The following is a 23,528-nucleotide window of genomic DNA, read 5'->3' as shown; positions in this document are numbered from 1 at the left end:
GAGCCGCACGATGATCCCCGTGAACCCCGAGGACGACGCCGAGGGCCCCGGGGCCGGGGCCGCCGAGCACTCGATTCCGCTGGACGCGCTGACCGATGTTGCCGGAATCCGCGTCGGCCATGCCGAGGTCACCGGTGCGGGCGCGCTGAGCGGAACGACCGTCGTCCTGGCACCCGAGGGCGGGGCCGTGGCCGCCGTGGACGTACGGGGCGGCGGGCCGGGCACCCGGGAGACGGACGCGCTGGACCCGCGCAATCTGGTGCAGCGGGTCGACGCCGTCGTCCTCACGGGCGGCAGCGCGTACGGGCTCGACGCCGCGTCCGGCGTGGTGGCCTGGCTGGAGGAGCAGGGCCGGGGCGTCCGGGTCGGCACCGGACCCACCCAGGTGGTACCGGTCGTTCCGGCCGCCGCCCTGTTCGACCTCGGCCGGGGCGGCGACTGGCGGGCCCGCCCCGACGCGTCGACCGGCCGCGCCGCCGTGGAGGCCGCGGCTGCCACCGGGGTCGGGGCACCCGTGGCCCAGGGCGGCGTGGGCGCGGGCACCGGCGCGGTGGCCGGGCAGCTCAAGGGCGGTGTCGGCACGGCGAGCACCCGCCTCGCCTCCGGGGTCACGGTGGCCGCCCTGGTCGCGGTGAACGCGGCGGGCTCGGTGGTCGACCCCCGGACCGGGGTGCTGTTCGGGGAGTACGGGGCCGGGGAGCCGCCGGCCCACCCTTCGGCCGAGGTCCACGCTGCGGCGGGGCGGCGTCTCGCGCGGGAGCGGGAGGCGACGGAGGCGGCCGGAGGCGGGGCCCCGCCGTTCAACACGACGATCGCGGTCGTCGCCACGGACGCGGACCTGACCCGGGCGCAGGCCCAGAAGCTGGCGGGCACCGCACACGACGGGCTGGCCCGCGCGGTGCGCCCGGTCCATCTGCTGACCGACGGGGACACCGTGTTCACGCTGGCCACCGGGCGGGTGCGGGTGCCACAGGAGGGCCCGGCCGCCGTCAACGAGATCCTGGCGGCGGGCGCCGACGTCCTGGCGCGGGCCATCGTCAAGGCCGTGCGCGCGGCCCGGAGCACCGAGGGGCCGGGCGGCAGGCTCCTCTCGTACACGGAGCTGTACGGCGGCTAGCGGCACGCACGCGCACGGCGGTCGGTGCCACGCACTCGCACGGCGGTCGGCCCCACTGAGCTGTACGGCGGTCGGCGCCACGGAGCTGTACGGCGGTCGGCCCGACGGAGCCGCCGGCGCTCGGCGTCACCGAGTTCTACGGCGGTCGGCGGCCGATCCGATCGGCGGAGCGCTGGGGGCGCGCGGCGTGAGCGAGGGGCGTGCGGGCGGCCGACTCATCCTCCGCGTAAGGGAGTTCACCCCAAGCGCCCGAAATGCACCGGGAACACGGAGGGAACTTTCTGCGTGCGCCCTACGTTTTTACGAACCCCGGTCACGATGTCGGACGCAGGGACTACGTTAAGCACGCACCAAGTAACACGCGGCGACGGCCTGGAGACACCACCTTGAGCGATCCGTACGAGACAACCGAGCACCACCTCGACCGACTCCTGCGATGCGCCCTCAACTCCTTCGACCTTCCCGACAGCACGGTCGACCGCCTCGGCACCGCGCTCGCCCACAGCAGTTCGCTGCACTCGTCGCACCACAGTTCCGTGCTGCACCGCGAGACCTACCGTCACACGTATCTCCTCGCCGACGGCTCCGCCCTCACTCTGTGGGAGCTGGTGCACAGCGGAGGCCGGGACGTGCGGATACCGCGCCGGCACGAGCTGTACGACGACGAGGGCGACGCCCGCATCGCCGCGTCCCGGCTCGCGGGAAGCTTCTCCGACTCCCCGGCCTTCGGCGACGAGGGGGTGCAGGAGGGCCAGGGCGATCTGGAGATGCTGACGGTCCTGATGTCCGCCCCGCCGGCCCCGCTCCCCCGGACGTACGCCCCCGACAATTCCGCGGACCACGCCCGCCGGGTGTTGCGCCGCGCGGAGAACGCCGACCGGCCGGGTGAGCGGAAGACACGGCTGCTCCGGTCGGCATTCGCCCACCACATCACCCAGATCTTCGGGCGGCAGTGCCGCGTCGACGGCCGCCCGGCCGGTTTCACGCTCTACGAGCACGCGTTCCTGCTGCTGGACGGCAGCGAGACGAGCCTGTGGGAGGTCGAGCACACGGCGACACCCGACGGCCGCCACATGTGCGAGGTGTACGAGAACGAGCAGACCGCCCGTGCGGCGATGGAGAGCCGCACCCGGATCTGCTGAGCCGAACCGCCGTGACCGGCCGAGGCGGGTTCGCCGCCGAGGCCGGTCACTGGGGGTCGGTCACAGCTGTGCCGGGTCACGCCGCCCACACGGATCAGCGCGCTCCGCCCCCCACGTTCGCGCCGCCCCCCACGTTCGCGCCACCCCCCACGTTCGCGCCACCCCCCACGTTCGCGCCACCCTCCGCATGCGCGCCGCCCTCCTCGTGGGCCTCGTCCTCGACGTGGGCGCGCGGCCGGGCGGGCAGCGCGAACATCACCAGGAAGATCACCGAGAGCACCCCGGTCACCCACCACAGCGACTGCTGGAACGCGTCGACGAACGCCGGGCCGACCTCGTCGGGGGCCAGTCGGTCGCCGATCGCCCCGAAGAAGACGACGGACACCAGGCCGAGACCGAGCGCCGTCCCCATCTGCTGCACGGTGTTGATCAGCCCTGACGCCGAACCGGCGTGCTCCTTGGGCACTTCGGAGAGCACGGCGTCGGTCAGCGGAGCCACGATCAGCCCCATCCCCACACCCATGACCACCAGCGGGACCGCCATCTGCAAGGACGTGATGCCCTGCCCGTACCGCTCGCTCTCCCAGAGGTAGATCAGCAGTCCGGCGATCATGAGGAGCGCACCGGCCTGGAGGACCTTGCGGCCGAAGCGGGGCACCAGCTTCTGCACCGAGATCCCGGCGGCCACCGAGACGGCGACGGAGAACGGGATGCCTGTCGTGCCGGCGCGCAGCACACTCCAACCGAGACCCAGCTGCATGTACATCGTCCAGACCAGGAAGAAGATGCCGAGGCCGACGCCGAAGGTCAGCTGCACGGCGATGCCGGCGGCGAAGCTCTTGACCCGGAACAGGGACAGTTCGATCAGCGGCGAGCCGTCGCTCAACGCCTTCTGACGCTGGTAGGCGACCAGCACCCCGAAGACGAACAGGCTGCCCACCATCGACAGATGGCCCCAGAGCGGCCAGCCCAGCTCGTGTCCCCGGGTGAGCGGGTAGATGAGCATCAGCATCGCCAGGGTGATCAGGGCGACGCCGGGCAGGTCGAGACGGACCGCCCTGGGGGCCTTCGACTCGGTGATGAACTTCGCGCCGAGGACCATTCCGGCGATCCCGACGGGCAGGTTGATCAGGAAGATCGGCCGCCAGCCGAGCCCGAAGAGGTCGAACTCGGTGAGCAGGGCGCCCAGCAGCGGCCCGGAGACCGCTCCGAGTCCGACGACCGCGCCGAAGAGGCCGAAGACCTTGCCACGCTCGTGGGCCGGGAAGGTGGCGTGCACGATCGAGAGGACCTGGGGCACCATCAGGGCCGCCGTCGCGCCCTGGAGGATCCGGGCCGCGACCAGTATCTCGGGGCTGCCCGCGAAGCCGCACAGGGCGGAGGCGAGCGTGAATCCGCCGATGCCGATGAGGAAGAGCCTCTTGCGCCCGTAGATGTCGCCGAGGCGGCCGCCCGTGATCAGTCCGGCCGCGAACGCGAGGGCGTAACCGGCGGTGATCCACTGGATCGCGGAGACCGAAGCCCCGGTCTCGCGCTGGATGCTGGGAATCGCGATGTTGACGATCGTGACGTCGACCAGGTCCATGAAGGCGGCGGTCATCACGATGGCCAGGGCGAACCAGCGCCGCCGGTCGGCCGGGGCGGGCGTGGGTGCCACCGGTGTCTTTACCGGTGCGGGCGGCGTGGGCGGAGCGAGGTACGACGCCGTGGGCGCCGGGGGTGCGGAAGAAGGCATGCGAAGAACCTAGGCACCCATTAGGTCAGAACATGACCTGATGGGCCGCCATCCTGAAGCCATGACCGACACTCCAGCACGACTGCTGAAACTGCTGTCGCTCCTCCAGACTCCCCGTGAGTGGCCCGGCGGCGAGTTGGCCGAGCGGCTCGCTGTCAGTCCGCGCACGATCCGCCGCGACGTCGACCGGCTGCGCGACCTGGGCTACCCGGTCGAAGCCTCACGCGGATCCGTCGGCGGCTATCGCCTGGTGGCGGGCGCCGCCATGCCGCCCCTCCTGCTGGACGACGAGGAGGCGGTGGCCATCGCAGTGGGGCTGCGGGCCGGGGCGGGCCACGCGATCGAGGGCGTCGACGAGGCCTCCGTACGGGCGCTGGCCAAGCTGGAACAGGTGCTTCCCTCCCGGCTGCGGCACCGGGTCTCCGCGCTCCAGAACGCCACGGTGCCGCTGACCCGGGGCGACGGCGCCACCATCGACCCGCGGACCCTGACGACGCTGGCCTCGGCGGCCACCGGGCGGGAGCGGGTGAGGTTCGCGTACCGCAGCGGCGACGGCACCCGGACGCAACGGCAGGTCGAGCCGTACCGGCTGGTGAGCACCGGGCAGCGCTGGTACCTGGTGGCGTACGACCTCGGCCGGGAGGACTGGCGTACGTTCCGGGTGGACCGGGTCGGCGAGCCGTACGCGACGGGGGCGCGGTTCGCACCGAGGCCGCTGCCCGTCGAGGACGCGGGGAGCGACGGGAGCGGTGCGGGCGGCGAGGCGCGGAGCGACGCGGAGAGCGGGGACGCGGCGAAGTACCTGTCCCGGTCGATGCGGCGGATGAAGCCGGAGCTGCGCCTCGATGTGTGGTTCGGGGCGCCGGCGGAGTTCGTGGCGGCGCGGCTGCCCGCGCATCTGGGGGCGCCGGAGCCGGACGGGGAGGGTGGTTGCCGGCTGCGGACCTCGTGCACGGATTCCCTGGAATGGGTGGCGCTGCGGCTGGCGCTGGTGGACTGCGAGTTCTCCGCGCAGGGGCCGCCGCAGCTGGTGGAGTACCTGGAGGGCCTCGGCACCCGGCTGACCCGCGCCGCCCGGGGCCGGCGCCCGGCTGATCGTCCGGCCGCCGATCCGGAACAGGGATGAGCCCCGACGCCGGGGGGGGGTGGGCGCCGGGGCTCAGCTCAGGGACCGGTGAAAACCGGTCGGGTGACCGGAATGACCCGGTCGGTCGGCCGGTGCGAACCGGCTTGATAGGGAGATTACGGGTTATTGGCTCACGCCGCAGCGTCAAAGCCCGTGTCGTGAGCCATTCGCTTCAATTCGAGCAGTGCGTGCTTCTCTATCTGGCGGATCCGCTCCCGCGTGAGGCCGTGCTGCTTGCCCACTTCGGTCAGCGTCCGCTCCCGGCCGTCCTCGATGCCGTACCGCATCTTGATGATCGAGGCGGTCCGGTTGTCGAGCTTGCCGATCAGGTCTTCCAGCTCCTCGCTGCGGAGCAGGGTCATCACCGACTGCTCGGGCGAGACGGCGGAGGTGTCCTCCAGCAGGTCGCCGAACTGGGTGTCGCCGTTGTCGTCCACGGACATGTTGAGGCTGACCGGGTCGCGGGCCCAGTCCAGGACGTTTCCGACGCGCTCGGTGTTGGAGTCGAGCTCGGCGGCGATCTCCGCGTGCTCCGGGTCGCGCCCGTGCTCGCGGTTGAACTCGCGCTGGACCCGGCGGATCCGGCCGAGCTCCTCCACCAGGTGGACGGGGAGCCGGATCGTGCGGGACTGGTCGGCGATGGACCGGGTGATGGCCTGCCGGATCCACCAGGTGGCGTACGTGGAGAACTTGAAGCCCTTGGCGTAGTCGAACTTCTCGACCGCGCGCACCAGGCCCGCGTTGCCCTCCTGGATCAGGTCGAGCAGAGGGAGCCCCGCGCGCGGGTAGCGGCGGGCCACGGCGACGACGAGCCGGAGGTTGGAACGGATGAATATGTCCTTGGCGCGCTCGCCCTCGGCGACCAGCGCCTCCAGCTCCTCACGCTTCGCGTCACCGGCGGCGCTCTCCACCCCGCCGTCGAGGATCTGCTGGGCGAAGACGCCCGCCTCGATGGTCTGGGAGAGGTCGACTTCCTTGGCGGCGTCGAGCAGCGGTGTGCGGGCGATCTCGTCCAGGTACATGCCGACCAGGTCGCGATCGGCGATTTCCCCGCCCACGGCGCGAACACTGCCTGCCCGGCCGGATCCACCGGAGGTGGTGGACGTACGACGGGCGACGGCACGGGTTGCCATGCGTGCTCCCTTGCTGAGTAGGTCGCGACACCCTTTCGAGGTGCCCTGCATCCGATGGAAACAACGACTGGAATCCGGACAGAATTCCCATGCCGCACATTCACTTTCGCGCTCATGCAGTACCCTGTCCGGCGCCGACCGCTGGATTCCGTTTCCGGATTCCGCCGGACGCGCAGGTCAGAGCCGGTGGCGGGGAGAAACGGCCCCTGTGCGGCTCTCCAGCCGGGTACCCGGAATCGGCTCATCCATGAGACCGCACTCACACGCACGCCCCAGATCCCCTCGCCCGGCCGCCGCCCGGCGCCCGGGAAGCCGTGCTCCCACCCCGAAGGACGGCTCGGGCGGCGTTCGGGTTGCTCAGGGGCTCGGGGTGTCCGCGACGCGCCGGACCGGGAGGGCCCGGGCCCCGGGGCGTACGTCCGCCGGCGGATCCGGCAGGTAACCGAGGCCCGGAGTACCGGAACCCCGGTCCGAGACCGACCGGGACCGCAGCCCGATCCGCTCCCGCCCGCGCGTGCCTAGTCCGTACGGACCCCCCTGCTGGCGGGCGAGGCGAGCGCCCCGCGCGTCCGGCAGCTGGCCCATGCCCTCGGCTACTGGGCCGCCCGGCACCAGCCCCTGCCCGCACTGAAGCCGCTCGGCCCGGCCCCGAGCGCTGCGGCGGCACTGGACCGGGTCCCCGCTGGTGCCGGACCGGAGCGGTGACATCCGGGACCGGTTCGCGCAACTGACCGGGCTCCCGGACTGACCGGGGCGGGAACCGGGCTCCGGCCCGGGGCGGGAACAGGAGGCCGGGGAGCTGTTCGCCCGGGCGGCCGCGCACGGCGACGACCCCACCATCAAGTTCACCGACACGGCACTGGACGTGGGCGACGCGCTCGCGTTCTCCGCCGCCCGGCGCGCGATCGAGCTGAACCCGCCGGTCTTCTGACCCGCCGGTCTCTGACCCGCCGGTCTTCTGACCCACCGGTCCCTGACCCGCCGGTCTCAGCCGAACTGCACCGAGCGCTTCGCCAGCCCCATCCAGAAGCCGTCGATGACGCTGCGCCCCCGGTCCAGCTCGCCCTCGGCCGCGCCCAGCGTCACGAACAGCGGCGCGAAGTGCTCGGTGCGCGGGTGGGCCAGCTTGCCGGCCGGGGAGGTGTGCTCGAAGTCGATCAGCGCGTCGATGTCCTGGGCCCGCAGTGCGCGGTCGCCCCAGTCGTCGAACTCCGCCGACCACCCGGGAACGCCGCCGCCCGGGTGGCGCAGAGCGGCCAGGTTGTGGGTGAAGAAGCCGCTGCCGACGATGAGCACGCCCTCGTCCCGCAGGGGGGCGAGTTTGCGCCCGACGTCCATCAGCTTCTGCGGGTCGAGGGTCGGCAGGGAGATCTGGAGTACGGGGATGTCGGCGTCCGGGAACATCTCCACCAGCGGTACGTACGCCCCGTGGTCGAGGCCGCGGTCCGGGATGTCCTGGACCGGCGTCCCGGCGCCACGCAGCAGCTTGCGGACGCTGTCGGCGAGCCCGGGCGCGCCCGGGGCTCCGTAACGCACCCCGTAGTAGTGCTCGGGGAAGCCCCAGAAGTCGTAAACGAGCGGCAGGGTCTCGGTGGCGCCCAGCGCGAGCGGGGCCTCTTCCCAGTGGGCGGAGACCATCAGGATCGCGCGGGGGCGGGGCAGCCCCGCGGACCAGGCGGCGAGTTCGCCGGGCCAGACGGGATCGTCGGCCAGCGGCGGTGCGCCGTGCGAGAGGTAGAGGGCGGGCATCCGCTCCGCGGTGGCTGTCATGGCACTCCCATCCACGGGACGCGGTCCCGGGGAGACGGGTGCCGCTCGGGGCACCCGGCCACGGGATCCGGTCACGAACTCGTCCGAGCAGGAGTTCCCCGAGGTCATCCGGGGGATCGTTGTTCAGGGGCCCTGCGAAACTCCTTCGGATCCCCTGCGGGGATCTCTCGGGGCAGGTTTCTTGAAACTTCAAGCTCCTACCTCCGGAGACCTTAGCCCTATCTAGTTAAACTTTCAAGAAAAGGTCGTACAGTGGAGTACATGACCACGGCATCCACCAGCGCGCCGCGCTGGCTCACCGACGAGGAGCAGCACGCCTGGCGCGCCTATCTGCATGCCACCACGCTGCTGGAGGACCACCTCGATCGCCAGTTGCAGCGCGATGCCGGCATGCCGCACACCTATTACGGACTGCTCGTCCAGCTCTCGCAGGCACCCCGCCGCCGGATGCGGATGACGGAGCTGGCCCGGAACGCGAAGATCACCCGCTCGCGGCTCTCGCACGCCATCGCCCGGCTGGAGAAGAACGGCTGGGTGCGCCGTGAGGACTGCCCCTCCGACAAGCGCGGCCAGAACGCGGTGCTCACGGACGACGGCTACGAGATGCTCCGCCGCTCGGCCCCGGGTCACGTCGAGGCCGTACGGCAGGCGATGTTCGACCGGCTCACGCCCGAGCAGGTGAGCAGCCTCGGGGAGATCATGCGGGTGCTCGCGACCGGCCTGGAGCCGGAGGGCACGGACGCGGATCTGCCCTGGCTCCGCTGAGCGATCGCTGAGCGGAACCAGGGCAGGGAAGCCGCGGGGCGCGGAGCCACGGGCGGGGTGCCACGGGGAGGCGCGCTACCGGGGCGGGGCAGGGACCGCCGTCGTCAGTGGGCGACGACCGGGATCCTGAACTCCTCCTCGGCGTCCGCGTCGGACGCGCCGTCCGTCCCACGGGGCCCCATCTCGGGGCGGCCGGTGTTGATGAGGGCGATCGCGATGGCGGCGGCGACGACGAGGATGCCGACGGCCCACCAGATCGCGGCGGCGAAACCGCTGACCATGGCCTGGAGCTCCAGGAGTCGCGGGTCCGTGGCGCGGGCCGCGTGATCGGCGACGTACGCGGTGGTGGCGCTCGCGGCGATGGTGTTCAGCAGGGCGGTGCCGATGGCGCCGCCGACCTGCTGCGAGGTGTTGACCATCGCGGAGGCCACGCCCGCGTCACGCGGCTCGATACCGTGCGTGGCCAGGGACATCGCCGGCATGAACGCCGTACCCATTCCGAGGCCGAGCAGCAGCATGCCGGGCAGGATGACGGCCGCGTAGCTGGTGTTCAGGTCCAGCTGGGTCAGGAGCAGCATGCCGACCGCGGCGACCAGGAAGCCGGGGCCCATCAGCAGGCGCGGCGGGACCCGGGTCATCAGCCGGGTGCCGATCTGGGTGGAGCCGGTGATCATGCCGACGATCATGGGCATGAACGCGAAGCCGGTCTTCACCGGGGAGTAGCCCTTCACGACCTGGAGGTAGTAGGTCAGGAAGAGGAACAGCCCGAACATCGCGATGATGGCGAGCCCCAGCGAGAGGTAGACCCCGCCGCGGTTGCGCTCGGTGAGGACGCGCAGCGGCAGCAGCGGCGACTTCACACGCGCCTCGGTCACGACGAAGGCCACCAGCAGCACGACGGCGGCGATGAACATCGAGACGGTCAGCGTGTCCGACCAGCCGGCCGACTCGGCGCGGGTGAAGCCGTACACCAGGGCGACCAGGCCGAGCGTGGAGAGCACGACGCCGGGGATGTCCAGCGGTGCGCGGTTGCGGGCGCCGGAGGGCTCGCGGATGACGAAGTACGCGCCGGCGGCGGCGACGATGGCGAACGGGATGTTGACGTAGAACGTCCAGCGCCAGTTCAGGTACTCGGTGAGCAAGCCGCCGAGGATCAGCCCGACCGCGCCACCGCCACCGGCGATGGCCCCGTAGATGCCGAAGGCCTTGGCGCGCTCCTTGGCGTCGGTGAACATCACGGCGAGCAGGGAGAGGGCGGCCGGGGCGAGCAGGGCGCCGAAGACACCCTGGAGGGCCCGGGAGCCGAACATCATCGCCTCGTTCTGCGCGGCCCCGCCGAGCGCGGAGGCCAGCGCGAAGCCGATCAGCCCGACGACGAAGGTGCGCTTGCGTCCCCAGAGGTCGGCGATCCGGCCGCCGAAGAGGAGGAGCCCACCGAAGGCGAGGGCGTAGGCGGTGATGACCCACTGCTTGTTGCCGTCGGATATGCCGAGGTCGGTCTGGGCGGAGGGCAGAGCGATGTTCACGATGGTCGCGTCGAGGACGACCATCAGCTGGGCGAGCGCGATGAAGGCCAGGGCCTTCCAGCGACTCGGATCGGGAAGGGCGGTGTCAGCCGTTTTTGGCATGGGTGTATCCACCTAAGGACGTGCGAGGGCGCCGAGGCGTCGCGAAATGGGCGTCGGCGGTACGTGCTCGTGTACGCGCGACGGGGTGCGGTGAGGCGGTGAGGTGAGGCGGGTGCGGTGAGGCGGTGGGCCGAGGCCCTCAGGACACGGCCGGAAGGTTCAGGTTGGAAGGTTCAGGTCAGTGCGGGCCAGGGCGGTTCGACGACAGACCTAGGGACGCCGCAGGTCCTCCAAGGTCGCCGCCGATCCGGGCAGTACGGAGCGGGCCGGGGTCTCCAGTCCGTCCAGGAACAACTGCAGATGACGGTGGGTGAACCGGTCGATGCCCTGGCAGGCGATGCCGGGGAGCGGCCGGGTGAGCTGGGAGAGGGCGACGAGTACGTCACCGACGGCGATGTCGGTACGCAGCCGCCCCGCGGACATGGCGCGCGCGACGAGCCCTTCGACGGCCTTTTCCAGGCGTCGTCGCTCGGCGAGCAGTTCGGGGTGGTCCCTGTCGAAGACGCCGGAGAGCATCGGGCACAGGGCGCCGATCCGTTCGTCGGCGGCCGCGTGCACGAAGCGGCTGAGGGCGGCGAACGGGTCGGACTCCGCCGCGGCGGCCTCTTCGGCCCGGAGGGTGGTGCGGGAGGTGACCGCGAGGACGACCTCATGGGTGAGGGCGGCCCGGTCGGGGAAGTTCCGGTAGAGCGTGGCGTTGCCCACGCCGGCTCGCCGTGCGACGTCGTCCAGCGCCACGTCCGGCCCGAACTCGACGAACAGCTCGCGCGCGGCCGCGATGATCCGCTCACGGTTGCGCAGCGCGTCGGCCCGCGGGCGCGGCGCCCGGCACGGTGCCGCGGGTGCGGTGCCGCCGGCGGCTGCCGGTGCGGTGCCCTTCACGGCGGTTCTGGTGGTCCCGGCGGTGGTCTCCACGACGACGCCCCTCCCCTTCTTCTTCCCTCTGGGTAGCCGGTCGGCCCCCCTCGGTAACCGGGGACCGCTTCCCCGTTTAGCGGGGACACGTATGCAAACGGGGAGAGGCTCCCCGCTTATTTCCCGCCCCCACGTGACCTGAGTCACATCGCGTCGGAGAGAAAACCCTCCGATCGGCGCACCCAGCGAGCGGCCCCGGACCTCCCGGCACAGGCTGATCGCCAGAGCGCAGTCAGGGGTCGGCCGACTGCCGCGGACCCCGAAGGCGCCTCTATGCAGCAGCCCCGCCACCGGATACGCAGACACCGCCGCCCGGTCGCCCTGGCCGGAGCGACCGCGCTGGCCATAGCGGCCATGGCCTCGGCCAGCACCACCCTTCCGAGCGCCGGCCGTGCCTCGGCGGGCCCGTCCGCCGCCGGCCAGGACTCCGCACTCGCCCCGTGCCGGATCGCCGCCACCATGGGCGTACAGATGTCCGAAGGGCTGCCGACCCCGCCCGGCTACGCCCGGTCGACCGGCGAGATCAAGGCCCTCAACCTGATGATCGACTTCCCGGACGCGGAGGGCACGGAACCCGCGAAGGACCGGTACGCGGAGTTCTTCCCGCAGACCTCCGAGTGGTTCAGGGCCAGCTCCTACGGCCGGCTCGTCTACCGGCCAGAGGCCCCCGTCACGGACTGGCTGCGGATGCCGATGCCCTTCACGGAGTACGGGATAGAGCGCGGCTCACCCTTCGAGCCGGGCTACCGCCAACTGGTGAAGGACCTCGTCGCGGCCGCCGACCCCCGGGTCGACTTCTCCGCGTACGACCTGGTCAACGTCCTGGTCAGCCCGAACGCCGGCCCCTCCGCGCTGGACACCGTGCTCTCGGTGACCTTCTCCGGCAACGACGAGGCCCCGACGGCGGACGGTGTCCCGCTCTCCAACACGTCGTTCGTCTACAGCCGCCAGGACGACGGATCGGGGTCGTACGCCGAGACCGGCTACCGCGTCCTGCCGCACGAGAACGGCCATGTCTTCGGGCTGCCCGACCTCTACACGATGGAGGGCGGCGGCTCGGTCGGGCACTGGGACATCATGTCCGAGGACTGGGGCGCCAACAACGACTTCCTGGCCTGGCACAAGTGGAAGCTCGGCTGGCTCGACAACGAGCAGATCAGCTGCGCGTCGAAGGCCGGCGTCAGCGAGCACACCCTCGGCCCGCTGGCCACCGAGGGCGGCACCAAGCTCGCCTTCGTCCCGCTGAGCGAACGGTCCGGCTACGCGGTGGAGGTCCGTACGGCGGCGGGCAACGACGAGGCGGTCTGCCGACCCGGGGTGCTGATCTACAAGGTCAGCTCCGACGTGGACACCGGCCAGGGCCCGGTCTCCGTCGCCGACGCCACCGAGGACAGCGGCGGCTGCACCCGGCGCCCCAACGTGCACGCGGAGCTGTCCGACGCCCCGTTCCGCCCCGGCCAGACCTTCACCGACCGGGCCAACGGCGTACGGATATCCGTGCTGGACGAGGACGGCGACGGGAACTACCGGGTGCGGGTCACGCGCCCGTGAGCGGCTCGGCGTCCGCAGCGCACGCTGCGGTGTCCTTCTCCGCGCCCCCCTCGGCGCCCTGCACGAAGGCGCGGAGGCGGTGCTTGAGGAGCTTCCCGGTGGCGTTGCGCGGAAGCTCGTCGTCGGTGAGCAGCACCCGGACGGGCACCTTGAAGGCCGCGAGCCTCGCGCCGACGTGCTCGCGCAGGCCCCCGGCGGTGACCCCGGCCCCGGGGCGCGGCCGGACGACGGCCGCCACCTCCTCCCCCAGCACCGGGTGCGGGATGCCGAGAACGGCGGCGTCGGCCACGTCGGGGTGGTCGTGCAGGACGCCCTCGACCTCGACGCAGTACACGTTCTCGCCGCCCCGGACCACCACGTCCTTGAGCCGGTCCACGATGGATACCCGCCCCTCGCGGCGTACGGCGAGGTCCCCCGTACGGAACCAGCCGCCGTCACCGAAGGCCTCCTCGGTCGCCGCCGCGTCGCGCCAGTAGCCGCGGAACAGCGACTGGCCGCGCAGCCACAGCTCCCCCGCCTCCCCGTCGGGCAGCTCCTCGCCCGACGGCCCGGCGACCCTCACCTCCGTGACCGGGGTGGGCCGTCCCGCGCCGCCCGGCTCCGCCCGGTAGGCGTCCCCGAAGTGCGCGAGGACCCCGCCGCTGGTCTCGGTGAGGCCGTAGCCGTTGCGGGGTTCGACGCGTTCGCCGTACCGGGCGGTGAGGCGGGCGACCAGGGCGGGCGGGGCGGGGGCTCCCCCGGTGCTGAACAGCGTCAGGCTCTCCAGCCCGTCCCCGGCCCGCTCCGCCGCCTCCAGCAGCTGGAGCCCGGTGGTGGGGACCCCGGCGAAGTGCGTGACGCGGTGCGCCCGGATCAGCCGCAGCGCCTCGTCCGCGTCCCACTTGTGCATCAGGACGAGAGTGCCGCCGGCCGCCATCGCACCGTAGAAGCCGGTGAACGCCGCGACGTGGAAGAACGGGAACGTCATCAGGGAGACGGGGGCGGGCCCCTGCCCCGGGATGACGCCGCGCGCCAGCGCGGAGGCCGCCGCGTGGTAGCGGGGGTTGAGCGCGGCCCCTGCCTGGGCGAGGTGGGTGGCCACCGCACCCTTGGGGCGGCCGGTGGTGCCGGAGGTGTACAGGATCGTGGCGTCGTCCTCGGGCCGCGGCTCGATGTCGGGCGGCGCGGCCAGCGGATCGGGCGCGGGGAACTCCTCGTACCGCTCGACGCGCAGCCCGGTTTCGCCCACCTCTCCGTGGTCCCCGTGGAAGAGGACGACGCGCGTCCCGCTCCGCCGGGCCCATCCGGAGACCCGCCCCAACCGCTCCCCGTCCACGAGGAGCACCCCGGGTTCGCAGTCCTCCAGGGCGTGGACGAACTCGCCCTCGGTCCACCAGGCGTTGAGCGGTACGGCGATGAGACCGGCCAACTGGGCGGCCCAGAAGGCGATCTGCCACTCGGGATGGTTCCGCATCGCGATCACGGCCCGGTCGCCGGAGCGCAGCCTATACCGCTCCCGCAGGCGTACGGCGAGGGCGGAGGCGGCGGCGAAGAACTCGGCGTAGGAGTACCGCTGTTCACCGGCGACGAGGAACGGCGTGTCGCGGTAGGCCCAGGTGGTCTCCACGAACTCCCGGAGCGTACGGGGGCCGTCGGCGTACTCCGGCGTCCCCTGCTCGCCGATGACCACGGCGAAGGGCGCGCCGGGCGCGGTGAGGGAGGCCTCGACGCGCGCGGCGCGCCGGGCGCGTTCCGCGGAGGCCCCGGCGTCTTCGGGGGCCGGGGACGGGGACGGGTGGGTGTGCGGCACGGACGGCCTCTCTCGCGCTGACGCTGACGCTGACTGCTACGCGAGACGCTATGCGGACGGGGGCGCGGCGCCAAGGCCGGACGAGCAGGGCGCACGGACGCGGGCGGGAGGAGGATCCGGTTCCGGTCCCGGCGGAGGGGGTGGCCGGGACCGGCATGGGAAGAAGGGCCAGGTCCCGGTCCCGGTCCCGGCGGAGGTGGTGGTGGCCGGGACCGGGACGGCAGGAAGGGTCAGGTTCCGGTCCCGGCGGAAGGGGTGGCCGGGGCGGGCGCGACAAGAAGGGTCAGGTTCCGGCGGAAGGGGTGGCCGGGGCGGGCGCCCGCTCGCCCGGAGCCGAGCCGGCCGGGCGCTGCTTGACGGCATCGACGACGGCCCGGTCCGTCACCGCGGTATGGCCCTTGACCGTGCCCGCCTTGATGCCCTCCGCATCGCGGGTCTGCACGGTGCGCTCCCCCAGATACGTGTACGTCTCGCGGTCGAAGATCCACTCGGTGCGCGAGCCGTCCCCCTCGTCGGTACGGGCGATGGCGATCCCGTGCCGGCCGGCCGCGTCGACGGAGTCGTCGACGAGGACCACCCCGGGAATCCGGGCCGCGGCACGGTAGAGGCCGGCGGCCAGCTTCGGCGGAGCCACCTGCTCCCTCAGCAGGTCGCCGATGGTGCTGAAGGCCTGCTGGTCGGGACCGTTGCCCATGCCCCGGGTCTCGTCGTAGATCTTCTTCAACAGGATCTCCGGGTCGGTGGGCAAGGTCCTCAGGTAGTCGTAGCTGGGCGAGTTGAGCGTGCGCTCCCCTCCTTCGGGGTCGTCCAGCGTGATGCCTCCACGGTCGACCGCCTCCTTGTAGGGCTCGATCAGCCAGCCCTTTCTGCCGTCGGGCGACATCCAGACCTCGCGGGGATGGATCTTGTCCACGTAGCTCTTGTTCTTCCCGTCGGCGCCCTCCCAGGAGACCAGCCAGGAGACCTCGCTCCGGACGTACAGGAACTGCCCCGGGCCCGGCTCGGGCAGCTCCGCCCTGGCCGCCGCCCCGGAGATGTCGGCCACCGCGCCCGCCAGCCCGGCGGTGCTCCCCCGGACCACCTGGACGACCGGGGCGGGAACGGCCCCGGCGGGCGGGGCGACCGCGCGGCCGGGGCTCTCCGAACCGCTGGAGCCGCCCGGGCTGCCTGCGAGTCCGGCGACCCCGGCGGCAGCCAGGGCAAGAGCGGCAGCAACGCCGACCAGGACCGGGCGACGGCCGGGGCGGCGGACCGGCCGGGAGGCGTGGGCTCCCTCATGCAGACCGGCGGGCGGAGCGCCGGTCGAGGTGTCGGGCGCGGTACCGGGCACGGGGGCGGGCGCGGGGTCGGGCGCGGGGTCGGGCGTCCGGTTCCGGATCTCGGTCATCAGGTGCTCCTCAAGGCCGCTCAGACGGTCGGAGGAGAGTTCCGGATCACCGGGTGCGGGCAGCAGCCGGGCCAGTTCCGCGTGGTCGAGCGGCTCTTCGCGCCGCCGCCAGGGGGTGCGGATCATCGGGTTCTCTCCTCGTTCGACCGGGCCGCTGTGGTGCGACCACCCTGTATTTGTCCGCTGGCCCCATCGGGTTCCATCCCACCGGGTTCCATCCCACCGGGTTCCATCCCACCGGGTCCCGTCCTGCCGGGCTGCGTCATGCGAGGCCCCGCCCCACCGGGTCCCCTCCTGCCGCCCGGTCGCCGCAACTCGCTGTCGGTGAGCTTGCGGAGCCGGGCCCGCGCACGGGACAGCCGGGACCGCACGGTGCCGACCGGTACGCCAAGCGCCTCCGCGACCTCGGCGTAACCGAGACCGGCCCACACACAGAGCGCGAACACCTCCCGTTCGGAACGCCGCAGTTTCCCCAACGCGCGTTTGGCGGCCGCAAGTTCGTCGGAGTCGGCCATCCGCCCGACGAGTTCGTCGGCGAAGTCGGGCAGAACGTCCCGCAACGGCACCCTGGCCAGGGCACGTTCATGGCGCCGGGCGGCGCGCCCCGTGTTGCGCAGCACATTGACAGCGATGCCCATCAGCCAGGGCCTCGGGCTCTCCCCCTCGTCCCGCAGCTTCCCGCGCAGCCGCCATGCCTCCAGAAACGTCAGCGACACGACGTCCTCGGCCGCGCTCCAGTCTCCGGTGGTCCGGACGGCGTGCCGGAAGACGAGCTGGGCATGATCGCGGAACAGCTCCCGGAAGGCATCCGGATCTCCCGCGCGGATACGCGCGTGCATCGAGTAGTTCACTCCCTGATTTGTCCGCCCACCCGGACAGGTTCCGGTGACGCGCATCACAGCCGACCCGCCCGAGGCACCGCGGCGAAGCCTCGAAGCCTCGGAGCCTCGAAGAGCACAGGGACACCGACGGGCGCACGACCAACAAGCCCGAGGAACAGCGCTCACCCACCCGCTACACTGTCGGCGGCGGCCCGGTCTTCACGACGGGGCCTCCGACACATCCCGGCCTTCGTAGCTCAGGGGATAGAGCACCGCTCTCCTAAAGCGGGTGTCGCAGGTTCGAATCCTGCCGGGGGCACAACGCGTTATCGCTCTGACCTGGGGATTCTCCCCCAGTTAGGGGTCCTACTCGGCCTCGGACTTCTCGTCCGAGGCCGTTTGCGTGAGCGGTGCGTGAGCGGACGGGGAGTTGATCTCCCGGATTTCCCCCAACGGATCAGCACCATCCGGCACGGATTCCGCGTCGGCAGACTCTGCGTCGTCGAGCTCGGCCTCCGCCTCGGGAGCGATGTTCTCGGGGATTGTGCGCGCTCGCGGCACGAGCCGGGCCGCAGCCTCTGCGATTGCCAGATCCGCTTCGGGGAGCAGGCTCGTGTACGTGTCCGACGTGATGGTGATCGAGGAGTGGCCGAGCATCTCCTGGATGTCCTTCAGGCCGGCACCGGCCGCGTGAGCCAGGGTGGCGGCACCGTGACGGAGGTCGTGGAGCCGGATCGGCGGTAGACCGAGTTCCTCGTGCAGTTCGATGAACCGCCGCGTGACGTTGGCAGGGTGGAGCAGTTCTCCGTTCTCACGGGTGAAGACCCTTCCGGTCTCCACCCAGGCGCTCTCCCACTCCTTGCGGTCCTTGTCCTGCTGGGCACGGTGCCGTGTCAGGGCCTGGACCGTGTCGGAGTCGAGGGCGATGGTGCGCGCTCCGGCGTCCGTCTTCGGATCGTCCTCGTACACCTCCCAGCCGTTCACAACGAGTTGCTTGGCGACCGTGAGGAGCCCGGCGTCCAGGTTCGTGTCGGTCCACCTCTGACCGCACGCCTCGCCTCGCCGAAGTCCGCGGAAAGCGACCAGGTGAAACAGCGCGTACAGCCGGTCCTCGGCTACATGGTCGAGGAAGAGCCCGGTGTGTTCCGGCGTCCAGACCATCACCGGCGAGGGCTTCTCTCCGGTGCGCTTCCAATGGAGGATGCGCTCCTCAGTCCACACAAGCGCCTTGGGGCGCCTGCCGGCCTCCAGCTCGACGTGGGCGGCCGGGTTGAAGGTGATCAGCTGCTGGGCGATCGCCGCGTTCAGCGCTGCCCGCAGCGTGGAGCGAACACGTTGCCGCGTCGCCGGACCGACAATGCGGCGGTAGGGATCCATCTCGGCGATGGCCGCTTTCATCGCCTTACGGCGGGCGCGGGGCTCGCGCCCCTTCCAGGCAATCTGCGCGAGATCCTCGAACGCCTTGCGTCGTGCGGCGTTCCCCTCGGCGATCTCGACGTTGGCCTCGGCTATGGCCTCGAACATCTCCGAGAGGTGAGTGACCCGAAGGCGGTCGAGCCGTACGTGCCCGATGCGCGGCTGAAGGTGGACGCGAATATTGCTCTCGTCGCGGCTGATTGCACTCTGCCGCCCCTTCTTGCCCGCCAGCCAGATGTCCAGCCACTCGCCGACCGTGAGGCGGCTGGTGAGGTCCAGGCCGTGGCTCAGGCGCCGACGGGTCGCCTCGATGTCCGGTAGCGGAGCCTTCTCGTCTGCCACCTTCTCCAGCAACTCGGCGATCTGATCGAGACCTTCGGAGTCATCGGAGTCGGCGAGGCCGAGAAGCGCCCGTATGTGGTCGAGGTCGACTTGGGCAGCCTTGACGCTGCCGTAGCCGGCACGGCTGAAGGATCGGCGGATTCCATCGGCTCGGGGTGGGAGTTCCTGGCGTATGGAGTAGGAGCCGTGCTTGCGGCTGGTGAGCTTGGGGCACTTCTTGCCGAGCGGCTTGCCGGTCTCGGCGTCGCGGCAGTAGCAGCGGCGGTGGGTTGATCCCTTCAAGGGCGTTCCTCCGTGGTGGTATCGGGGGCCCATTCGGGCGGGTCGACGTCGTGGAGTGCGGGTGGGAGATCGGGCGGGGTGGCCCCGTCGCCGAGGAGGTCTCGGCGGAGGTAGCGAAGGTTGTACTTCGCGGACACGGCCCGGTCGGCGTACTCGGTCCGCTTGCGTTCGGCTTCTTCCTGCTGGGCGCGGCTGGTTGCCGTCTTGGCGGCGAACCGTGCCTGCTCTTCTTCGTCGAGCGCAGCGAGGGCGGTGCTCACGAGGCTGGCGTGAATTTCGAAGTCGGGCACGAGGCCGGCGTCGTGCCCCGGTACTTCCTGCTCGCCGGTGAAGCGCCGCAGGGCGTCCCAGGTCGGCACGAGGTGCTCGAAGGGGAGCGCCTGGGTCTGTTCGACGTAGCCGACCGGGAAGATCAGGCAGGGCGGGTATGTCTCCAGGGCAGCGGCCAGGACCAGGACGTCCACCAGTGGCAGGCCGGCCCTGCGGCCGGACTCCATGTTGGCGATCACGTTGCGCGGGATCGGGTGCCCGAGCTGCTCGCACCGGTCGGCGAGTTCCTGCGCGCTCCACCCCATCTCCTTTCGTCTGCGGCGGACTTCGCCGGCCACGTTCGCCTGGACCCGGTCCACCCACTCCGGGAAGTCGTCCGCTTCATCATCCACACCACGTTGTGTCATACGGACACATTAGCTTGTGGATTCTTGTTGGTGGCTGCCTGGAGCCGGACGTGATGCCCGCGTTCGCCGACGGCTGTACCGAAGGGGATGGCGCATGCGCGAAAACACCGCAGAGGGATCACTGAAAGGGATGAGTCGTGAGGACCTGCTAGCCCTGCCGGTGGCCGTTGACCTCGAAACCAGCAACCGCGCCCTGGGGCTCGGGCGGAGCAAGGGGTATGAGCTGGCAAAGCGCGGCGCGTACCCGTGCAAGGTCCTGCGGCTGGGCAACGCCTACCGGGTTGTGACCGCGGATCTGCTGATCCTGTTGGGTCTGGCCGCGTGAGAGGGCGGGAGCGTAGCAAACGGTTCTGCGCTGAGCTGACACAGAATGGCTGGACTGCGGCCGGGCGTGACCGTACTGTCCGTGGTCCCTCGCGGTGCCCCAGTGCCTGCGGGAAGGGGGAGAGCCTCCGGCGGTGCAACGCCGGAGGCCCCATAGCTCCCCAGCGATCCGATGAGAACCGACCCGGCGGAAAGGGCGGGCGAGCCCGCCACCGCCAGACGAGGAGCTGCCCAGTGGAACCCGGCAACCCCAAGGGCTATTCCGAGCCCGCCAAGGCGAGCTGGCCCGCGACCGCCATCCCGGGCCGGCCGGGTGCCCACCTGGGCGCCTCCCAGCCCGTGGCCGCCGATCCGGGCCTGGCCGGCGGTTCGGCCGCCGACAGCGGCGCTGAGGCTCAGGCGCCAAGCGGGCTGCAGTACCTCCCCGATGCGGAGCCGACGCAGGGCTCCGTGCTGCTGGATGAACTGCACTCGCAGATAGCCCACTTCATGATCCCGCCGTCAGCGGAGGCGCTCGATTCGATCACGTTGTGGGTGGTGGCCACACACCTGCAGCCCGCGTGGCAGCACGCGCCGCGTCTGGCGGTGGTGGGGCCGGCGAAGCGGTGCGGCAAATCGCGGCTCCTGGACGTGCTGACCGAGACGGTCCACGAGCCGATGCTGACGATCAACACCACGCCGGCGGCGATCTTCCGCTCAATCACCGAGGAGGAGCCGCCGACGCTTCTGGTGGACGAGGCGGACACTATTTTCGGTACGCCGAAGCAGGCGGAGCGGAACGAGGAGACGCGTGGCCTGCTCAACGCCGGTCATCAGCGTGGGCGTTACGTGACTCGGGTCGTCGGGAACGACCACACGCCGCACAAGTTCGCCACCTTCGCCATGGCGGCCATCGCGGGGATCGGCGACCTGCCCGACACGATCATGGACCGGTCGGTCGTGATCCGGATGCGTCGGCGGGCCGAAGGGGAAAGGGTGAAGCCCTTCCGCTCTCGTCGTGACATTCCTGCCCTGCACGAGCTGCGCGACCGGATAGACGCGTGGGCCCGCCCGCTTCTGGAGGAGGCCGCGATCCTTGAGCCGGACATGCCGGTCGAGGACCGTGCAGCCGACACCTGGGAGCCCTTGGTGACCGTCGCCGAACTGGCCGGGGGGTCCTGGCCGCGCCGAGCCCGAGTGGCGTGCGCGCGGATGGTTGCTGCCGAAGTGGTCGCCGAGGAGGACAATCCTGGCGGCGCGCGGATCCTCGCCGACATCCGTCGGATCTTCGCCGCCCAGCGAGAGGTGGACAGCCTGTCCACCGAGGAACTCCTCCATCACCTGCGCCAGGACCCCGAGGGCCCATGGGCGGAGTGGGGGCGCGGTGGGCTGAATGCCCGCGAGCTGGGCAGGCTGCTGCGAAGCTTCGGCGTGGGGCCGGGCAACGTCCGGATGGCCGACGGAACGCAGCGCAAGGGCTACACGCGCAACAAGTTCCTCGACAGCTGGCGGCGGTACTGCCCCACCGTCCACCCCGTCGGCACCCGCTCCGCCCTCGACAAGGGCTGAGGCCCGCCGTCCTGGTTACCGTCCCTGCCGTCCCTGCCGTGATCTCGCAGGTCAAACAGCCTGCTAGCGAGACGGCGACCGGGGCCAAGACGGCAACGCGAACACGACCACCGACGCTGCCGCCCAAGACGCTGCCCGGATCCGTCTTTCACCGTCTTACCCGTCCTTGCCGTATCAGAGCAGGTCACAGCCATGGGCGGTGAGACGGAAGACGCAATGCCGCCGTCCCTACTCGGGACAGATGCCCTGTCCCGAGTAGGGACAGACGCCGTGTCCCGACTCGGGACACGGTCACCCAGCCGGGTGCTGGCGCGGCGAACCGCCCCCGCCGTACTGCGACAGAGCTGAAGACGCCGGCGGCATCACCGAGACGGACAGCCGGAGCCGCTGCCGTACCGCCCCTGACCTGCACTTGCAACGGCCAAGACGCCAAAGACGCACCACGCCACCACTCCAGGAGCACCCGCTTGCCCACCCCTCCCCTCTCACCCCCGCACCACCACCGGCCGGAGAACCGAACGGCCGAAGAACAGCCGGCAGCGTCCCAGGGTGCTGCCGAGCGATACGCGCTCATCGCGGCCGGCATCGTCATCGTCGCCCTGACCGCCGGAGCGTTCTGTCTCTCCTACGCGCACCTGGCCGACGTCGCCGGGCAGCACGGGCTGGGAGATTCACCGGTCCGCCGCTGGGCATGGCCCGCCACCCTGGACGCCTTCATCGTCGCGGGCGAGCTGCTCATGCTCCGCGCAGGGCTGCGCCGCATCACCGACCGATGGGCCACCGCCGTGACCGCCATCGGCTCGGCTGGCTCCATCGCTCTGAACGTCGCTGGGGTCAGCGGCACACGCGAAACCGGTGACGTCCCATTCCTCGACTACGTGGTGGCCGCGGTTCCACCGGCAGCCGCAATGGTGGCCTTCGCCGTACTGATGCGGCAGATCCACCAGCTCGTGGACCAGCACCCGCTCGCAGGTTCCGGGCAGGTGCTGAGGGCATCGGTGACCACACCTCTCCGGGCCGCCGTGTCCGATGGGTCTCCGCAACCTCCCGCGGAGGTTGCGGAGACCAAGTCCCGCGGTGGCCGTCCGCCCGGTGCCCCGCTCGGGGATCTCGTGGAGATCGGCAGGGCTGCCTGTGCTGAGCAGGGAAAACTCACCCGGGCCACTGTCCGGAAGGCAGTTGAGGACAAGGGTCTTCCGATTTCCAGTAAGCGGCTGACCGAGGTGACGAACGTCCTCCGGAACGAACTCACAGCCACCGCCGAAAGCGGTCCAGCCAGCGGCTGACCAGGAACCTGCTGGGTGACCGGAACCCGTTCCGGTCACCCGGCCAAGCCTGTCGCTACCGGCTCATCACACCCATGGGCGGGTCCATGTGACCGTTCGCAGCTCGCAGGCCCTACCGAGAGCCCGCCTCATCCTCGTCTGGAGAACCCTTCATGATGCACGAGCCGCACCACTCCAATGAACAGATACCGTCGCCAAAGTCGCCTGTGCTGACGGAACGTGTGCGGCAGGCATTCGGACGGGCTGCTTCCGACGGAGCAAGTTGTCGGGTAAGGAGTCCTTACCCGGCCTCCGCCCCAGGGGAGGCGGAGGCGTCCGGCTCCGAGGGGGCGCCGGAGGTGGCTGGCCCGGGGGAGCCGACTCGGGGAAAAGCCCCACAGCCGCCCACGCCGCGCCGCCGCCTTCGCGAATCCACGCTGCGCGAGAAGCGCGTCCACCCCCGCTACAGCGACGACGAGTTCGCCCTCCTCGCGAACGCCGCCGCCCTCAGCCGCATGCCAGTCGGCGGCTATGTCGCCGAGACCTCGCTGGCCGCCGCCCGCGCGGATGATCCCACCGCCTCGGTGGCCGACTACCGGGCCATGGTCAAGGCGCTGATGGCGGCCAACGGGCAGCTCGGCAAGATCGGCGGCAATCTCAACCAGCTCGCATGGCACCTCAACAAGGACGGCGCGTGGCCCGCACTGGACCCCGTGCAAGAGCTGCTGGACCGGGTCGAAGCGTCGATCGCCGATGTGGACGTGGCCGTCGCTCAGGTGACCTCAGGGCGGTGAG

At 71.4% G+C, this 23,528-nt stretch carries 19 protein-coding genes, 1 tRNA gene and 1 pseudogene; 11 read left to right on the top strand and 10 right to left on the bottom strand.

Translation table 11 applies throughout. The annotated features are described in order from the left end of the window. Positions 1–10 precede the first annotated feature (10 nt). Positions 11–1,117: a P1 family peptidase gene (locus N7925_RS21205; protein WP_274344805.1), complete on the top strand. Its 1,107-nt coding sequence runs from the start codon at positions 11–13 to the stop codon at positions 1,115–1,117. 386 nt (positions 1,118–1,503) lie between these two features. Then, the gene (locus tag N7925_RS21200) at positions 1,504–2,259 is read left to right on the top strand and encodes a DUF6227 family protein (RefSeq protein WP_274344804.1); all 756 of its coding nucleotides are present in this window, start codon (positions 1,504–1,506) and stop codon (positions 2,257–2,259) included. 94 nt (positions 2,260–2,353) lie between these two features. On the opposite strand, the gene N7925_RS21195 is transcribed toward N7925_RS21200, so the two are convergent. Continuing rightward, positions 2,354–3,859: an MFS transporter gene (locus N7925_RS21195; protein WP_274346518.1), complete on the bottom strand. Its 1,506-nt coding sequence runs from the start codon at positions 3,857–3,859 to the stop codon at positions 2,354–2,356. 196 nt (positions 3,860–4,055) lie between these two features. Here N7925_RS21195 and N7925_RS21190 point away from each other — a divergent pair, with 196 nt between their 5' ends. After that, positions 4,056–5,120, top strand: a complete 1,065-nt coding sequence (locus N7925_RS21190) for a helix-turn-helix transcriptional regulator (protein ID WP_274344803.1) — start codon at positions 4,056–4,058, stop codon at positions 5,118–5,120. Positions 5,121–5,251: 131 nt separating this feature from the next. On the opposite strand, the gene N7925_RS21185 is transcribed toward N7925_RS21190, so the two are convergent. Next, on the bottom strand, positions 5,252–6,253 hold the full coding sequence (locus N7925_RS21185; protein ID WP_265601066.1) for a sigma-70 family RNA polymerase sigma factor: 1,002 nt from the start codon (positions 6,251–6,253) through the stop codon (positions 5,252–5,254). A gap of 522 nt (positions 6,254–6,775) precedes the next feature. On the opposite strand from N7925_RS21185, the pseudogene N7925_RS21180 reads away from it, so the two are divergent. Continuing rightward, a pseudogene (locus N7925_RS21180) lies at positions 6,776–7,184 on the top strand (hypothetical protein); the annotation flags it as partial. A 56-nt stretch (positions 7,185–7,240) separates the two neighbouring features. Here the strand turns inward: N7925_RS21180 and N7925_RS21175 are convergent. After that, positions 7,241–8,023 (bottom strand): dioxygenase family protein, encoded by a 783-nt coding sequence (locus N7925_RS21175; protein ID WP_274344802.1) that lies wholly within the window; start codon positions 8,021–8,023, stop codon positions 7,241–7,243. Between the two features lie 252 nt (positions 8,024–8,275). On the opposite strand from N7925_RS21175, the gene N7925_RS21170 reads away from it, so the two are divergent. Beyond that, the gene (locus tag N7925_RS21170; protein ID WP_012380482.1) at positions 8,276–8,788 is read left to right on the top strand and encodes a MarR family winged helix-turn-helix transcriptional regulator; all 513 of its coding nucleotides are present in this window, start codon (positions 8,276–8,278) and stop codon (positions 8,786–8,788) included. A gap of 104 nt (positions 8,789–8,892) precedes the next feature. Here N7925_RS21170 and N7925_RS21165 read toward each other — a convergent pair whose 3' ends face one another. Next, positions 8,893–10,416, bottom strand: a complete 1,524-nt coding sequence (locus tag N7925_RS21165; RefSeq protein WP_265601065.1) for an MFS transporter — start codon at positions 10,414–10,416, stop codon at positions 8,893–8,895. A 210-nt stretch (positions 10,417–10,626) separates the two neighbouring features. Further along, entirely contained in the window at positions 10,627–11,298 is a 672-nt protein-coding gene (locus N7925_RS21160; protein ID WP_274346517.1) for a TetR/AcrR family transcriptional regulator, read from the bottom strand. Positions 11,299–11,604: 306 nt separating this feature from the next. Between N7925_RS21160 and N7925_RS21155 the strand changes: the two genes are divergently transcribed. Next, complete coding sequence (locus N7925_RS21155; RefSeq protein ID WP_274344801.1) at positions 11,605–12,882, top strand: M6 family metalloprotease domain-containing protein; 1,278 nt, start codon at positions 11,605–11,607, stop codon at positions 12,880–12,882. Here N7925_RS21155 and N7925_RS21150 read toward each other — a convergent pair. The 3 genes from N7925_RS21150 to N7925_RS21140 form a co-directional block, all read right to left on the bottom strand. Next, on the bottom strand, positions 12,869–14,671 hold the full coding sequence (locus N7925_RS21150; protein ID WP_274344800.1) for a class I adenylate-forming enzyme family protein: 1,803 nt from the start codon (positions 14,669–14,671) through the stop codon (positions 12,869–12,871). The two genes, N7925_RS21155 and N7925_RS21150, sit on opposite strands and share 14 nt — an antisense overlap. Before the next feature lie 283 nt (positions 14,672–14,954). Then, the gene (locus tag N7925_RS21145; protein WP_274344799.1) at positions 14,955–16,184 is read right to left on the bottom strand and encodes a CU044_5270 family protein; all 1,230 of its coding nucleotides are present in this window, start codon (positions 16,182–16,184) and stop codon (positions 14,955–14,957) included. Then, positions 16,181–16,897, bottom strand: a complete 717-nt coding sequence (locus N7925_RS21140) for an RNA polymerase sigma factor (RefSeq protein WP_274344798.1) — start codon at positions 16,895–16,897, stop codon at positions 16,181–16,183. The genes N7925_RS21145 and N7925_RS21140 overlap by 4 nt, the downstream gene beginning before the upstream one ends. A gap of 228 nt (positions 16,898–17,125) precedes the next feature. Here N7925_RS21140 and N7925_RS21135 point away from each other — a divergent pair. Continuing rightward, positions 17,126–17,198 (top strand) — tRNA-Arg (locus tag N7925_RS21135). 47 nt (positions 17,199–17,245) lie between these two features. Here N7925_RS21135 and N7925_RS21130 read toward each other — a convergent pair. Next, positions 17,246–18,919 carry a site-specific integrase gene (locus N7925_RS21130; protein WP_274346516.1) on the bottom strand — a complete coding sequence of 558 codons (1,674 nt, stop codon included), beginning with the start codon at positions 18,917–18,919 and terminating at the stop codon, positions 17,246–17,248. Continuing rightward, positions 18,916–19,581 (bottom strand): helix-turn-helix domain-containing protein, encoded by a 666-nt coding sequence (locus N7925_RS21125; RefSeq protein ID WP_274344797.1) that lies wholly within the window; start codon positions 19,579–19,581, stop codon positions 18,916–18,918. Before N7925_RS21125 ends, N7925_RS21130 begins: the two co-directional genes overlap by 4 nt. A 109-nt stretch (positions 19,582–19,690) precedes the next feature. Between N7925_RS21125 and N7925_RS21120 the strand changes: the two genes are divergently transcribed. The 4 genes from N7925_RS21120 (at position 19,691) to N7925_RS21105 (ending at position 23,527) form a co-directional block, all read left to right on the top strand. Further along, positions 19,691–19,921, top strand: coding sequence for a hypothetical protein (locus N7925_RS21120; protein ID WP_274344796.1), 231 nt, complete (start codon positions 19,691–19,693; stop codon positions 19,919–19,921). Positions 19,922–20,154: 233 nt separating this feature from the next. Further along, on the top strand, positions 20,155–21,468 hold the full coding sequence (locus tag N7925_RS21115; protein ID WP_274344795.1) for a DUF3631 domain-containing protein: 1,314 nt from the start codon (positions 20,155–20,157) through the stop codon (positions 21,466–21,468). Between the two features lie 467 nt (positions 21,469–21,935). Continuing rightward, positions 21,936–22,754 carry a DUF2637 domain-containing protein gene (locus tag N7925_RS21110; RefSeq protein WP_274344794.1) on the top strand — a complete coding sequence of 273 codons (819 nt, stop codon included), beginning with the start codon at positions 21,936–21,938 and terminating at the stop codon, positions 22,752–22,754. A gap of 338 nt (positions 22,755–23,092) precedes the next feature. Next, on the top strand, positions 23,093–23,527 hold the full coding sequence (locus N7925_RS21105) for a plasmid mobilization protein (protein WP_274344793.1): 435 nt from the start codon (positions 23,093–23,095) through the stop codon (positions 23,525–23,527). The last annotated feature ends 1 nt before the right edge of the window (position 23,528 follow it).

The organism is Streptomyces sp. CA-278952, from assembly GCF_028747205.1.
Taxonomy (GTDB): domain Bacteria; phylum Actinomycetota; class Actinomycetes; order Streptomycetales; family Streptomycetaceae; genus Streptomyces.
The sequence above is the reverse complement of the archived record's forward strand: the minus strand, read 5'-3'. Positions and strand labels throughout refer to the sequence as shown.

Coding starts and splice junctions, on each gene's coding strand:
- N7925_RS21195 (WP_274346518.1), bottom strand. CDS start 3,859: ATGACCGCCGCCTTCATGGACCTGGTCGACGTCACGATCGTCAACATC.
- N7925_RS21165 (WP_265601065.1), bottom strand. CDS start 10,416: ATGCCAAAAACGGCTGACACCGCCCTTCCCGATCCGAGTCGCTGGAAG.
- N7925_RS21175 (WP_274344802.1), bottom strand. CDS start 8,023: ATGACAGCCACCGCGGAGCGGATGCCCGCCCTCTACCTCTCGCACGGC.
- N7925_RS21155 (WP_274344801.1), top strand. CDS start 11,605: ATGCAGCAGCCCCGCCACCGGATACGCAGACACCGCCGCCCGGTCGCC.
- N7925_RS21185 (WP_265601066.1), bottom strand. CDS start 6,253: ATGGCAACCCGTGCCGTCGCCCGTCGTACGTCCACCACCTCCGGTGGA.
- N7925_RS21140 (WP_274344798.1), bottom strand. CDS start 16,897: ATGCACGCGCGTATCCGCGCGGGAGATCCGGATGCCTTCCGGGAGCTG.
- N7925_RS21205 (WP_274344805.1), top strand. CDS start 11: ATGATCCCCGTGAACCCCGAGGACGACGCCGAGGGCCCCGGGGCCGGG.
- N7925_RS21120 (WP_274344796.1), top strand. CDS start 19,691: ATGCGCGAAAACACCGCAGAGGGATCACTGAAAGGGATGAGTCGTGAG.
- N7925_RS21145 (WP_274344799.1), bottom strand. CDS start 16,184: ATGATCCGCACCCCCTGGCGGCGGCGCGAAGAGCCGCTCGACCACGCG.
- N7925_RS21190 (WP_274344803.1), top strand. CDS start 4,056: ATGACCGACACTCCAGCACGACTGCTGAAACTGCTGTCGCTCCTCCAG.